Raw genomic sequence first — 13,984 nt, 5'->3', positions numbered from 1 at the left:
ATCATGACAACGCTTTATCGAGACTTTGAAACGCAGGCCCAGCTTGACGCGCAGTACAACCCCGCCATCAAGCTGGCCGACGCGACGGCACCGGCCAAACACTACCTCGCGCGCTCAAGCCAGGCCCGCGCCGGTTTGCGCTGCGTGCTCGATGTGCCTTATGGTCCCACGCTGGCCGAAACGCTCGACATCTTTCCGGCCGATGCGCCCAATGCGCCGGTGTTCGTGTTCATCCATGGCGGTTACTGGCGGGCGTTTTCCAGCAAGGAATTCGGCTGCGTGGCACTCGGCCTGCAGCCGCTGGGCATCACCACCGTGGTGGTCAATTACGCCCTGTGCCCGGCGGTGACGCTGGATGAAATCACGCGCCAGGTGCGCGCTGCCGTGGCCTGGGCGCAGCGCCATATTGCCGAGTACGGCGGTGATCCGACGCGGATCGCCTTGGGCGGGCATTCGGCCGGCGCACACCTGACCGCCATGTGCCTGCAAACGCGCTGGGCCGAGGACTACGGTCTGCCCACCGATCCGATCGCTGCCGCGGTGCTGGTGAGTGGTGTCTATGACATTGCGCCGCTGCGCTACAGCTATTTGCAGCCCATGATCCAGCTCGATGAGGGCCTCATCCGGCGCAACTCGCCGATGTTTGGCGTGCGGCCTTGCCAAACGCCGATCTGGGTGAACTGGGGCAGCGAAGAAAGCCCGGAATTTGCGCGCCAGGCCAGCAGTTTCCACGCCGCCTGGCACGGTGCGGGCAACGCCGGCGAACTCAGCGCGCTGCCCGGTTGTGATCATTACCTTGGCATCCATGGCTTTGAAGACCCCGCCAGTTCCTTGAGCCAATGGCTGGCGACCCGGCTGGCGCTATAGTGCACATGAACCCTGACCCCGTCACTGCGAGCGTAGCGTGGCAGTCCATGCAGCCGGAAGTCATGGATTGCTTCGCTTTGCTCGCAATGACGACGTTTTATCGCCTTAACCTGAGCCTGCCTTGAGTATCCAAACCGATGACTTTGCCCCGGCGCCGCCCAAGCGGGTGGTGTCCAACACGCCCGCCTCGCCCAACGAGGAGGCGATCGAGCGCGCGCTGCGGCCCAAGCTGATGCAGGAGTACGTGGGCCAGACCAAGGCGCGCGAACAGCTCGAGATTTTCATCAGCGCCGCCAAGATGCGCGACGAAGCGCTTGACCATGTGCTGCTGTTTGGCCCGCCGGGCCTGGGCAAGACCACGCTTTCCCACATCATTGCGCACGAGCTGGGCGTCAACCTGCGCCAGACCAGCGGACCGGTGCTGGAAAAACCCAAGGACCTGGCGGCGCTGCTGACCAACCTGGAAAAGAACGATGTGCTGTTCATCGACGAAATCCACCGCCTGAGCCCGGTGGTCGAGGAAATCCTGTACCCGGCGCTGGAAGACTACAAGATTGACATCATGATCGGCGAAGGCCCGGCGGCGCGCTCCATCAAGCTTGACCTGCAGCCTTTCACGCTGGTCGGCGCCACCACCCGCGCCGGCATGCTGACCAACCCGCTGCGCGACCGCTTTGGCATTGTGGCGCGGCTGGAGTTTTACACCCCCGAGGAATTGGCGCGCATCGTCAAGCGCAGTGCCGGGCTGCTCAAGGTGAGCACCGATGAAAAAGGCGGTTTCGAGATTGCGCGCCGTTCACGCGGCACGCCGCGCATTGCCAACCGGCTGTTGCGCCGGGTGCGCGACTACGCCGATGTGAAGGGTGTGGGCGAGATCACGCTTGACATCGCCAACCGCGCGCTGGCCATGCTCGATGTCGACCCGCAGGGCTTCGACCTGATGGACCGCAAACTGCTCGAAGCCGTAATCCACCGCTTTGACGGCGGCCCGGTTGGCCTGGACAACATTGCCGCCAGCATTGGCGAGGAGCGCGAAACCATCGAGGACGTGATCGAGCCCTACCTGATCCAGCAGGGCTACCTGCAGCGCACGCCGCGCGGCCGCATTGCCACACTGGCCGCCTACCGCCACCTGGGCGTGACGCCGCCGGCGGACCAGGCCGGCGGGGAACTGTTCGGCGTGTGATGGTTTTGCTTCACTGACCTGAAAGGACAGTCTCTTGAAATACACCAGCAACAGCCGTGCCTTTGCCCACATCGCCGCTTTCCACCCCGAACTGACCGCCTTGCGGCGCGACCTGCACGCGCACCCGGAACTGGGCTTTGAGGAGGTCTATACCGCCCATCGCGTGCAGCAGGCGCTTAAAGTCTGTGGTGTCGATGCCATCCATACCGGCATCGGCAAGACCGGCGTCGTGGCTGTGATCCAGGGCAAGCGCCACAGCAGCGGCAGGATGATCGGCCTGCGCGCCGACATGGACGCGCTGCCCATGACCGAGCACAACGACTTTGCCTGGAAATCGGCCCAGCCCGGCCTGATGCACGGCTGTGGCCACGACGGTCATACCGCGATGCTGGTGGGCGCGGCGCGCTACCTGGCCGAGACGCGCAACTTTGACGGTACCGCCGTGCTGATTTTCCAGCCCGGTGAAGAAGGCTACGCCGGTGCCCAGGCCATGATCGACGACGGCCTGTTCGAGCGCTTTCCGGTGCAGTCGGTGTTTGGCATGCACAACTGGCCGGCCATGCGACCCGGCACCATCGGCCTGAACACCGGCCCGATGATGGCCGCGGCGGACCGCATCAGCATCGAGATCACCGGCAAGGGCGGCCATGGCGCGCACCCCTACCAGACGGTGGACCCGGTGCTGGTGGCGGGGCACATCATCACCGCGGTGCAAAGCATTGTGTCGCGCAACGTCAAGCCGGTGGACAGCGCCGTCATCAGTCTGTGCGCCATGCAGGCGGGCGACCTGGGCGCCATGAGCGTGGTGGCGGGCAGCGCCACCCTGGTCGGCACGGTGCGCACCTTCAAGACCGAGGTGCAGGCGCTGATCGAGCGCCGCCTCATTGAGTTGTGCAGTGCGGTGGCGCAGGCGTTTGGCGCCAGCGCGACAGTGACTTACCAGCGCATGTACCCGGCCACCGTCAACACCGCGCCTGAAGCCCGCTTTGCCGGCGACGTGGCGGAAAGCCTGGTGGGCGCCGCCAACGTGGTGCGCGACCTGGAGCCGAGCATGGGCGCCGAAGATTTTTCCTTCATGCTGCGCGTCAAGCCCGGCGCCTATCTGCGGCTCGGCCAGGGCACCGAGAACGGCATGGGCGGCTGCCACCTGCACAACAACCGCTACGACTTCAACGACGAGGTGCTGCCGCTCGGTGCCGCCCTGCACGCCAGCCTGGCGGAGCAGGCGATGCCTTTGTCGGCCTGACAACTCAAGCCACCGCGCCTGCCTCGCGCAGGGCCTTGACGTTAGCTGCGCCATATCCCAATGCGCTCAACAGTTCATCGGTATGCGCGCCCAGCACCGGCGGGCTCAGGCGCACGCCCAGGCGCTGGCCGTCCAGGGTGAAGGGGAACAGTGCGGCTTGGGTGGTCTGGCCGGCGCGCTCGCCGTCGGGCAGGGTGATGTCGGCCAGGCCGCCGGTGGCCAGCAGGTGTTCGTCGTCAAACAGCTCCTCGGGCTTGCGGATCGGCGCATAAGGCAGCTTGTTGGCCTCCATCAGATTGGCCAGCTCCGTGGCGCTGTGGCGGCCCAGGCGCTCGCGCAGCACGGGCAAGAGTGTGGGGCGCTCGCGCACGCGGTCGTTGTTGCTGGCATAACGCGGGTCTGATTTCAGGTCAGCAAAACCGAACACGTCACAAAAGGTGGTCCATTGCGCGTCGCTCACCGCCGAGATAAAGATCTGCTCGCCGTCTTTCACCGTGAACACGTCGTACACCGCCCAGGGCGAGATGCGCGCCGGCATCGGCGCGGCGGGCTGGCCCGTGATGGCGTATTGCAGCATGTGCTGGCCCACCAGAAACACGTTGTTTTCGAACAGCGCGCTTTGCACCTCCTGGCCTTTGCCGGTGATGCCGCGCTGGATCAGGGCGCCCAGGGTGCCAATGGCGCCAAACATGCCGCCCATGATGTCGTTGACGCTGGTGCCGGCGCGCAGCGGGTCGCCCGGCCTGCCGGTCATGTAGGCCAGGCCGCCCATCATCTGCACCACTTCGTCGAGCGCGGTGCGGTGCTCGTAAGGGCCGGGCAAAAAGCCCTTGTGGCTGACGTAAATCAGCCTGGGGTTGACCCGGGACAGCGCGGCATAGTCGAGCCCGTACTTGGCCATGGTGTCGGGCTTGAAGTTTTCCAGCACCACGTCGGCGCTGGCCGCCAGCTGGCGCGCAAGGGCCGCGCCCTCGGGCTTGTGCAGGTCGATGGCGATGCTCTTCTTGTTGCGGTTGAACATCGGGAAAAAGCCGGCCCCGGCGCCGAGCAAATGCCGGGTGCGGTCGCCCTCGATCGGTTCGACCTTGATCACCTCGGCGCCCATGTCGGCCAGCACCATGCCGCAGGTGGGGCCCATCACCATGTGGGTGAATTCGACCACGCGCAGGCCGGCCAGTGGCAGGGCATGGGGTGTGTTGTCTGGGCTTGGGTTCATGGCGGTGCGCTTTCTGGATTGCGCCGATTATTTCGCAAACTGCGCTGACTGAACAAAAGCAAATCACTAGACCAATCCGGGCAGTGCCTTGACAATTATCAACCACTCATTCTGCTGCAAGTCCACAGTGAAACCACGCTGATTGAACAGGGTAAAGGGGGCTTGATATGAAACACTGGTTTCAATCGGCCGACGCTGTTGCTTGGGCCGTGTCGGCCGTGGCCATGGGGGGCGGTCTATGGTCAAGTAGTGCATCATCCGTCCGGGCAGCAACCATTGCTTCGTGCGCCACCCCTGCGATGGCACGGATTGAAGTCACATGCGCCACAAAAGACCAGCCTGTTCATTCATGTGAACCGGCGGATGTCAAACTCGCATGCGAGGGGGCAAACGACGCCATTTACTTTCTCAACGCGCAGGGCTTCAATACAGCCAATCGGGTCTTGATCGTGGTCGCACATCAACTGCCCGCGGCTGGCACGGCCACCGCAGGCGGTCTCTATCTGGATTCGCCCGACGGCTGCCATGGTGACAGGGCCCAGGCGGTGCATCTATTGTCCTATTCGGAATTCAAAAAATTCAAAAACTGGTTTCACATTCCAATTGAGGACGCGCTGTACCGCAGCCTCGCCGCGCACGAAGTCGCGCATGCCATCAGCGACTGCAACTTCAAGTTTGCCAGGCCGACCATTCAGGCAAAAGAGTACATGGCCTACGTGACGATGTTTGCCACCATGGCTCCGGCAGTACGGGCGCGCATTCTGAGGAAATCCCCCGGGCACGGCTACGAAGGCGATTGGCAGATGAGTACCCTCATCTACATGGCTGATCCGATGCGATTCGGCGTGCAGGCGTACCGGCATTTTCTTAAACCGGACAATGGGCGTCGTTACTTGCATGCCATCCTGGCTGGAAAAGTCATGGTTGAATAAGGGCTTGGCCACATGCGTTGCGCGTGGCCAGGGATTTTTTCATTACCTGCATTTTGGTTAAAGCTCTTGCGCGCTGGTTCAGGGCCTGTGAACAGCATCCATTCATAAAATCGGAGCATGCCAAGTTCAACCCAAACCTTGCTGGCTCAAGCCACCGGGCCCCGCCGCAACCCGCCGCGTGCCGTGCTGTTTGATGCCTATGGCACGCTGTTCGACGTGTACAGCGTGGCGCAACTGGCCGAGCAATTGTTTCCTGGCCACGGTCAGGCCTTGAGCGTGTTGTGGCGCGACAAACAGATTGAATACACCCGGCTGGTCGCCACCAGCAACCACGGTGCGCACTACCAGCCTTTCAGCGTGCTGACCCGGGCGGCGCTGGTCTTTGCCATCAAAAAAATAGTGGCAGGCAGCGGCGAAACGCTGACCCAGGACGATTTCCTGCTGGCATACGGGCCCGCCATCAAGATGCTGCTGGCCCAATACCAGCACCTGCAGGCCTTCCCGGAAAACCTGGCTGTGCTGCAACAGCTCAAGGCGCAAGGCATTCCGCTCGGCATTTTGAGCAATGGCGACGCCGCCATGCTGCAGGCCGCCGTGCACTCGGCAGGTTTTGACGGCTTGCTCGACCACATCATCAGTGTGGACCCGGTTCGCAAATTCAAAACCCACCCCGAGGCCTATGCGCTGGGCGAGCAGGCCACCGGCCTGGAGGCGCGTGACATCCTGTTCGTCAGTTGCAATGCCTGGGACGCGCTGGGGGCCACCTGGTATGGCTACACCACGCTGTGGGTCAATCGCTACCGTCTGCCTTTTGAAGAGCTGGGCATCCAGCCTACCCGCACCGGAAGCGACCTGCGCGCCGTGCCGGACTTTTTCTCGTGATCATTTTTCTGATTTTTAACTCTGAGCCTCTCCATCATGACTGAACGCATCACCAAAAACGGCCTGCAAATCGCGGCCAACCTGTGCCAATTCATTGAAACCCGGGTGCTGCCCGGCACCGGCGTGGCACCCGCCAAATTCTGGAAAGGTTTTGGCGCCATCGTGGCCGACCTGGCGCCGAAAAACATCGCCCTGCTGGCCGAGCGCGACCGCCTGCAGACCGAGCTTGATGGCTGGCACAAGGCCAACCCCGGCCCCATCACCGCAGGTGATCCTTCCAAGCCCTCGGACATGACGAACTACCGTGCCTTCCTGGAGCGCATTGGCTACCTGGTCGAGCAGCCCAAAAAGGCCCGCATCACCACCTCGAACGTGGACGCCGAGCTGGCCAGGCAGGCCGGCCCGCAGCTGGTGGTGCCGATCCTGAACGCGCGTTACGCGCTCAACGCCGCCAACTCGCGCTGGGGCTCCTTGTACGACGCGCTTTACGGCACCGATGTGATTGACGAGGCCAAGGGTTGCGAAAAAGTCGGCCGCGGCTACAACCCCAAGCGTGGCGCCAAGGTGATTGCCTATGCGCGCCATGTGCTCGACCGTTGCGCGCCGCTGCGCAAGGGCTCGCATGTGGACTCGGTGGGCTACCGCATCAAGGGCGGCAAACTGGCCGTCCAACTGGCTGACGGCAGCAACACCAGCCTGGCGGATGCCGACCGGCTGGTGGGTTACCAGGGCGACGCCAAGGCGCCCTCAAGCGTTCTGTTTGAGCACAACGGCTTGCACCTGGACCTGATCATCAACCGCGCCACGCCCATCGGTGCCAAAGACCCGGCCGGCGTGTCCGACCTGGTACTGGAAGCGGCCCTGTCCACTATCCTTGACCTTGAAGACTCGGTAGCCGCCGTGGACGCCGACGACAAGGTGCTGGCCTACAGCAACTGGCTTGGTATTTTGCAGGGCACGCTGACCGAAGAAGTCGCCAAGGGCGACAAGACCTTCACCCGCGGCCTCAATGCCGACCGCGTCTACACCGCGCCGGATGGCAAAAAGTCGGTGCGCCTGCATGGCCGCTCGCTGATGTTTGTGCGCAATGTCGGCCACCTGATGACGAACCCGGCCATCCTGTACACCGACAAGCAGGGCGTCACGCGCGAAATCCCCGAGGGCATTCTGGATGCCGTGGTCACCACAGCAATCGCCATGCACGACCTCGCCAAGACCAAAAAGGACGCCATCCGCAACTCGCGCAAGGGCTCGGTCTACATCGTCAAACCCAAGATGCACGGCCCGGCAGAAGTGGCTTTTGCCAGCGAGCTGTTTGGCCGCGTCGAAGGCATGCTGGGCCTGCCGGACAGCACCGTCAAACTCGGCATCATGGACGAAGAGCGCCGCACCAGCGTCAACCTGAAAGCCTGCATTGCCGCCGCCGCCAGCCGTGTGGCGTTCATCAACACCGGCTTCCTGGACCGCACCGGCGACGAGATGCACAGCGCCATGCAGGCCGGCCCGATGATCCGCAAGGGCGACATGAAGAGCAGCGCCTGGATTGCCGCCTACGAGCGCAACAATGTGCTGGTGGGCCTGGGCTGCGGCCTGCGCGGCAAGGCGCAAATCGGCAAGGGCATGTGGGCCATGCCCGACCTCATGAAGGCCATGCTGGAGCAAAAAATTGGCCACCCCAAAGCCGGCGCCAACACCGCCTGGGTGCCGAGCCCGACCGGTGCCACGCTGCACGCGCTGCACTACCACCAGGTGCTGGTGAAGGATGTGCAAAAGGAGCTGGAAAAAATCAACGCCGACAAGCAGCGCGAGACCCTGCTGACCGGCCTGTTGACCATTCCCGTTGCCGCCAGCCCGAACTGGAGCGCTGCCGAGAAACAGCAGGAGCTCGACAACAACGCGCAGGGTATTCTGGGCTACGTGGTGCGCTGGGTCGACCAGGGCGTGGGCTGCTCCAAGGTGCCCGACATTCACAACATCGCCCTGATGGAAGACCGCGCCACGCTGCGCATTTCCAGCCAGCACATGGCCAACTGGCTGCACCATGGCGTGGTGACCGAAGCGCAGGTGAAGGAAACCTTCGAGCGCATGGCCGCCGTGGTCGACGCCCAGAACGCCGGTGACCCGCTCTACCAGCCGATGGCCGGCCACTTTGGCACCAGCATGGCGTATCAGGCCGCCTGTGACCTGGTGTTCAAGGGCCTGGCGCAGCCCAGCGGTTACACCGAGCCGCTGCTGCATGGCTGGCGGCTGAAGGTGAAGGCGCTGGCTGCGGCTTGAGTTGTTTCAAGAGCAACAGCAGAAAAAACGGCACCTTCGGGTGCCTTTTTTGTCTGCGAGCCCACTTCCGACTGGTGTTGCTGGCCGCCGGGAAGCGCTGCTCAAACGTCGGCTACTTGCAATCACAGCCGGTACCGCGCGACCATGTCCTCGCGCCACTCCAGCCCAATCCCCGGCGTGTCCCAGGGCAGCAACATCCCGTCTTTGATCTGAAGGGATGCCTGTCGCAGCCCGCCGGCGGCGTCCAGGACTTCGATCCAGTGCGCGGTGGGCGTCGCGCACAGCAACTGCGCGCTGGCTTCAACGAAAGTGTGGGAGGACATGGGCAGCCCCGCCGTCTGCGCCAGCGCCGACGCCTCAAGCCAGCCCGTCACCCCGTGGATGAACTGCGCGTCTGGCATGACCAGATCCGAGGCGCGCGCGGCGATTGCCGCGCGCATCTCAGACGGCCCATGGAAGTTTTCGCCGATCTGCAGCGGTGTGGTGAGTGCCTCGGCAATGCGGGCGCAGCCCGCCAGATCGTCGGCGAGCACCGGCTCCTCGATCCACTCCAGCCCCTCGTCATCGAGGGCCTTGCAGCGCGCCATCGCCTCCGGCAGGCTGAGCGACTGGTTGTAGTCGATCATGAGCGCGGTTGAGTTGCCCAGCGCCCGCTTGGCCGCGCGGACGGCGGCAAGGTCTTCGGCGAAGGTGGGAAACCCGGCCTTGATCTTGAGACCTGAAAAACCCGCCGCCAGCGTCTCCTCTGCGATTGCGACGACTTCCTTCGCGTCGTACAGGCCGACGCTGTGGTAGGCCCTCAGTGGCCGCAGCTCGGCCCCCAGCGCGCGCGCCAGCGGCTCCCCGCGTGCGCGGGCCCATGCATCCCACAGCGCCATGTCCAGTCCACCGAGCGCCACGCCCAACAGTCCCTTCATGCCGAACAGCCGGCAACGGCGCAGCAGGTGCGCGTGAACGTCACGGGGCGCCAGCGGCAAACCCGTGGCCATTTGCGCAAGACTGGACACGGTTCGCTCCAGCGCCGGCAGCAGCTCGGGCAGGTAGACCTGCGCGTAGGCGCGGCCCACCACCCCTGTGTCGGTGCTCACGTCAATCAAGACCAGGGGAAACTGGTCAATGGTGCCCGAAGCGGTGCGCACCGGCCGGGGTAAGGGCGCAAGAACAGGCGTCGTGCGGATGTTGGTGATTTTCATGGGCATGGATCTCCGGTCGGGCGAAATGGGAGTCATCGGTGAACAGGCGGATTGTGGCAAGAATTGAACTCGCTCTCCCTGCCAATCATTTCACGATAGTTGATTTGCCTTACCCAAAATGCCAAGACTCAATCTTCTCGCTGTCGTCCGTCGGATGCTCGCGGAAAATAAAGCTGCAATTGTTCGGCCTTGGGTGCGCAGATGCGTAACCGACAGCGCCGGCGAACAACAAAAGTCAGCATCAGCGGCACGGAACTTTGTTGGTGCATGCGACTCGGAACTTGCTGAACCAGGCCAAGCGCGCTGACCGTCAAGACGACACCGTGCAAATTCTGTTCAAAAGGCACACGCTGACATCCTGGTCAAGGATCAGTTAGCGCGTTGCATCAGCATTTCAATCCCCTCAACAACGGAACTTTCGTGAACAAAATCCTTGAAAAAATTTACCACCCCACCGCTGGCATCTACATCCTTCGCTGGTCCGTCGCCCTGCTGATGCTGCTGCACGGCATTGCAAAATTGCAAAATGGCATTGACGGGATTCAGGGCAGGATCACGTCCTTGGGGCTGCCGGGATTTCTTGGCTACGGCGTTCTGATCGGCGAGGTGCTGGCGCCTTTGTTTGTCTTGTCTGGGTTCTTTGTGGGTCCGGCTGCCCTTGTCATCGCCTTCAATATGGTGGTTGCCATCTTCCTGGTTCACTCGGGTGAATTATTCTCGTTGGGAAAATCAGGCGGATGGGCGTTGGAACTCCAGGGGCTTTACTTGTTGGGTGCCGTGGCAATAGCGCTGACGGCCAAGCCAAAAAACTAAAGCCTTTGAGCCGTGGTTGCGTTAAGCTGCTTGCTCTTATGATGGATTGAAATTTAAACGGTATTCAACATGACATCCACCCCAGCCCTCAATCCGCAAAACTGCCCGCTGTGCGGCCAGCCCAACCAATGCGCCATGGAAGTTCAGCTCGCCACCGGCATCCCGCAGCCACCCTGCTGGTGCACACAGGCGCAGTTCTCACAGGATTTGCTCAACCAGGTTCCCGAGGCTGCGCAGGGCAAGGCGTGTGTGTGCGCCGCCTGCGCCAAAGGGGCAAACTCCTGAGCGATTTGCGCGCCAGGGCTGGCGCCGGATAATGGCGTTTTGATTGATCCATCACCCCAAACGTTGGCGAGCCCCATGACTGCTGAAAACCAAACCTCTTCTGCCGCCCCCGCGGCAACTCCCGTGCGCGCAGAGCCACGTCTGACCAGTCTGTCGCACGGCGGCGGTTGCGGCTGCAAGATCGCCCCGGGCGTGCTGTCCAGCATCCTCAAGGGCACCACGGCCATGCCGATCCCCAAGGCGTTGCTGGTGGGCATCGAGACCGCCGACGACGCGGCGGTGTACCAGCTCAACGACGAGCAGGCGCTGATTGCCACCACCGACTTTTTCATGCCGATCGTCGACGACCCCTTTGACTTTGGCCGCATTGCCGCCACCAACGCCATCAGCGACGTCTATGCCATGGGCGGCACGCCGATCATGGCGCTGGCGCTGGTGGGCATGCCGATCAGCGTGCTGTCGGTGGAAACCATCGGCAAGATTCTGGAGGGCGGCGCCAGTGTCTGTCGCGCCGCCGGCATCCCGATTGCCGGGGGCCACACCATCGACTCGGTGGAACCGATTTATGGCTTGGTGGCGCTGGGCCTGATGCACCCGGGCCGGGTCAAGCGCAACGCCAGCGCCCGGGTGGGCGACCGCCTGATCCTGGGCAAACCGCTGGGCGTGGGCGTGATGTCGGCGGCACTCAAAAAGGACCAGCTCGATGCAGCCGGCTACGCCGAGATGATGCGTGTCACCACCCAGCTCAACACACCCGGCCCGGCGCTGGCTGCGCTTGACGGTGTGCATGCCTTGACCGATGTCACCGGCTTTGCGCTGGCCGGTCATGCGCTGGAGATGGCGCGCGGCGCCGGTTGTACGCTGCAACTGGATTGGCAGAAGGTGCCGTTTTTGGCTGGCGTGCGCGAACTGGCGCAGCAGGGCTGCATCACCGGTGCCTCTGGCCGCAACTGGGCGGCCTATGGCCACGAGGTGCGTTTGCCCGCCGATTTTTCAGCGGTCGAGCAAGCCTTGCTGACCGACCCGCAAACCAGCGGCGGGCTGCTGGTGAGTTGCGCGCCAGAGACGGTGGCGGCGGTGCTGGCGATTTTCAGGGAACAGGGTTTTGCCGATGCGGCCGATATTGGCGAGATGACCGCTTTCAATGGTGCGACTTATTTGACGCTGCGCTAGTCAGTTCTGGGGTCGCTACTCCAGGTGATAGTGGCGTCGTAAAAATTGCTTGAACTGACGGATGATGCCCAGGGCATCGGTGAGCTGGTCCCGCTCCAGGGTGCCCAGGCTGTTCAGCTCAACCTGGTTGCTGATGGCTTGCCCCAGTGCGCGTTGGCGCAGATTGTTGCGCAGCTTGAGCGTCATCAGCATGTGCAGCGTCTCAACCAGGTCGCGCACCAGTGTGGCGGGCAGGATCTGGAGATTGGCCAAAACCTGCAATCGATCCACCGTGCCTAGGGCTTCCAGGCGGTATTCCAGCGCCAGTGCGCGCGCGCCATGCACGATCGGGAAGCTGCCGATTTTCTTCAGGTCAAAAGTTTCAGCCTCGCGGCTTTGCAGCAAGGGCAAACGGTTCCACCAGGCGTTGCCGGGTTCCTGGAATTGGTCAATGGCACTGGCCAGACGGCTGATAAAGGTATCGCTGCCAATGGCCATGGTGAGCGCGAAGTCGCGCGCGTTCAGCAACAGCGCGGCATCACCTGCGACGGCGCGGGCATCCATGAAAATGGCCAGATGCATCTGGCCTTCGGGGTCAGCACCATACAGCCACTGGCCAATGGTCTGCCTGAAGGCGCCAAGGTTTTGACACCACATCGGATTGGTCACCATGATGTTACCGGGGCAGGGCGGGTAACCAAAGTCCAGCAACGCGGCACTGAACTGTCGGGTGACCCCGGACAAATCAGGGTGTTGGTAGCCGTCGCGCAGCAGCAGCGCATTGTCCTGGTCGGTTTTCAGAATTTGCTCGCTGCGACCCTCGCTGCCCATCACCAGCAGGCAACTGTTTTGTACCAGTTCGGGCGGTGCCAGCAATGCCCACAGGCGGGCGAATATCTGGCTGTTGAGCTCACTGACCAGCCTGGAGATGATCTCGATGCGCATACCGCCACGTTGCAGCAGTTTGATGGTGTCGTCCACTTGCAGGGCCGCCACTTGCAGTTCGGCCACGCTGTGGGCCTGCTCCACCTGCAGCGTGATCAGGTGCGAGTGGTTCGACATGAAGCTCATCAGGTCGAGCTGGCTCAGCACACCCACGATGGTGTCGCCATCTTTCACCAGCACCCGGTGCACCCGGTGCCGCAGCATGATCAGCAGCGCATCAAAGAGCTCGGCTTCCGGGGCGACGGTGACCAGGTCAAAGCGGGCCACCTCGCGCACCGCCAGTTGTGCCGGCGGCGTCGGCTGCAGCAGGGCATCGCGCAGGTCGGTGGTGGTGAACATGCCGATGCGCTCAACGCCATCCTTCTCATCGCGAACCAGCGCATTGCCTGTTTTGTGCTCGGACAGCAGGCGGCAAACCGACACCAGATCAAGCCGGCCGTCCACATAAAAAGGCTTTTGCAGGTAGGCATCCCTGACGCGCACCAGCATCAGTGACAGCAATTCACGGTGCTGGTCCATCCCCTGGTCGTCTGCGAGATGGCCGGCGACCTCACTGAACACTTTGGCGCTGAAGCGGGCATTGTCGGCCAGCAAGTGCATCAGGGTTTCTTTGGGCAGCTGCCATAACTGCACCTCATCAAGGGCCGTCACGGTGGCCTGGTTGTGTCCGGTAAGCAACCCGCGCCAATTGAATGATTCGCCAGCACCCAAAACATGGACTTGCCCCATGTCTTCCTGCTGCACATGGCCGCTGTGCATCACCCACAAGAACTGCGGGTGGTCAGTATGGGGCAACAGAATTGCCGCACCTGGTCGATGGCGGGTCGTTAGCGCAAGTTCCTGCAACAGCGTTCGCTCGGTCGAGGTGAGTTCGTTAAAGGGTGCTGTATCGAATGCAAAGTCGTCGGACACGATCACCTTCTGAAGATAAAAAAGGGCTGCAGACACCTTGCCTGCAGCCCCTTGAGCTTATCGCATCGCCACCCGCAG

The 13,984-nt window shown here is 62.7% G+C and carries 12 protein-coding genes; 9 read left to right on the top strand and 3 right to left on the bottom strand.

From position 1 onward, the window contains the following. Nucleotides 1-3 precede the first annotated feature (3 nt). From NDI87_RS02700 to NDI87_RS02690, 3 genes are all read left to right on the top strand, one after another. Nucleotides 4-867 (top strand): alpha/beta hydrolase, encoded by an 864-nt coding sequence (locus NDI87_RS02700; RefSeq protein ID WP_296273265.1) that lies wholly within the window; start codon nt 4-6, stop codon nt 865-867. 121 nt (nt 868-988) lie between these two features. Continuing rightward, nucleotides 989-2,053 carry a Holliday junction branch migration DNA helicase RuvB gene (gene ruvB / locus NDI87_RS02695; RefSeq protein ID WP_296273264.1) on the top strand — a complete coding sequence of 355 codons (1,065 nt, stop codon included), beginning with the start codon at nt 989-991 and terminating at the stop codon, nt 2,051-2,053. A 34-nt stretch (nt 2,054-2,087) separates the two neighbouring features. Then, entirely contained in the window at nt 2,088-3,299 is a 1,212-nt protein-coding gene (locus NDI87_RS02690; RefSeq protein ID WP_296273263.1) for a M20 aminoacylase family protein, read from the top strand. Between the two features lie 4 nt (nt 3,300-3,303). On the opposite strand, the gene NDI87_RS02685 is transcribed toward NDI87_RS02690, so the two are convergent. Further along, nucleotides 3,304-4,515, bottom strand: coding sequence for a CaiB/BaiF CoA-transferase family protein (locus NDI87_RS02685; protein ID WP_296273262.1), 1,212 nt, complete (start codon nt 4,513-4,515; stop codon nt 3,304-3,306). 167 nt (nt 4,516-4,682) lie between these two features. On the opposite strand from NDI87_RS02685, the gene NDI87_RS02680 reads away from it, so the two are divergent. From NDI87_RS02680 to NDI87_RS02670, 3 genes are all read left to right on the top strand, one after another. Next, nucleotides 4,683-5,447, top strand: coding sequence for a DUF6639 family protein (locus NDI87_RS02680; protein ID WP_296273261.1), 765 nt, complete (start codon nt 4,683-4,685; stop codon nt 5,445-5,447). Between the two features lie 117 nt (nt 5,448-5,564). Beyond that, nucleotides 5,565-6,329 (top strand): haloacid dehalogenase type II, encoded by a 765-nt coding sequence (locus tag NDI87_RS02675; protein WP_296273260.1) that lies wholly within the window; start codon nt 5,565-5,567, stop codon nt 6,327-6,329. Nucleotides 6,330-6,365: 36 nt separating this feature from the next. Further along, the gene (locus tag NDI87_RS02670) at nt 6,366-8,606 is read left to right on the top strand and encodes a malate synthase G (RefSeq protein ID WP_296273259.1); all 2,241 of its coding nucleotides are present in this window, start codon (nt 6,366-6,368) and stop codon (nt 8,604-8,606) included. Between the two features lie 122 nt (nt 8,607-8,728). On the opposite strand, the gene NDI87_RS02665 is transcribed toward NDI87_RS02670, so the two are convergent. After that, nucleotides 8,729-9,799, bottom strand: a complete 1,071-nt coding sequence (locus NDI87_RS02665; RefSeq protein WP_296273258.1) for an enolase C-terminal domain-like protein — start codon at nt 9,797-9,799, stop codon at nt 8,729-8,731. A 420-nt stretch (nt 9,800-10,219) separates the two neighbouring features. Between NDI87_RS02665 and NDI87_RS02660 the strand changes: the two genes are divergently transcribed. From NDI87_RS02660 to selD, 3 genes are all read left to right on the top strand, one after another. Continuing rightward, nucleotides 10,220-10,612 carry a DoxX family protein gene (locus NDI87_RS02660; RefSeq protein ID WP_296273257.1) on the top strand — a complete coding sequence of 131 codons (393 nt, stop codon included), beginning with the start codon at nt 10,220-10,222 and terminating at the stop codon, nt 10,610-10,612. A 69-nt stretch (nt 10,613-10,681) separates the two neighbouring features. Beyond that, entirely contained in the window at nt 10,682-10,897 is a 216-nt protein-coding gene (locus NDI87_RS02655; protein WP_296273256.1) for a cysteine-rich CWC family protein, read from the top strand. Between the two features lie 75 nt (nt 10,898-10,972). Continuing rightward, nucleotides 10,973-12,070 (top strand): selenide, water dikinase SelD, encoded by a 1,098-nt coding sequence (gene selD, locus NDI87_RS02650; protein WP_296273255.1) that lies wholly within the window; start codon nt 10,973-10,975, stop codon nt 12,068-12,070. A gap of 15 nt (nt 12,071-12,085) precedes the next feature. On the opposite strand, the gene NDI87_RS02645 is transcribed toward selD, so the two are convergent. Beyond that, nucleotides 12,086-13,906 carry a DUF294 nucleotidyltransferase-like domain-containing protein gene (locus NDI87_RS02645; RefSeq protein WP_296273254.1) on the bottom strand — a complete coding sequence of 607 codons (1,821 nt, stop codon included), beginning with the start codon at nt 13,904-13,906 and terminating at the stop codon, nt 12,086-12,088. Between the last annotated feature and the right edge of the window lie 78 nt (nt 13,907-13,984).

Origin of the sequence: Rhodoferax sp., assembly GCF_023701345.1 — a bacterium.
In the GTDB taxonomy this organism is placed as follows: domain Bacteria; phylum Pseudomonadota; class Gammaproteobacteria; order Burkholderiales; family Burkholderiaceae_C; genus Rhodoferax.
The sequence above is the reverse complement of the archived record's forward strand: the minus strand, read 5'-3'. Positions and strand labels throughout refer to the sequence as shown.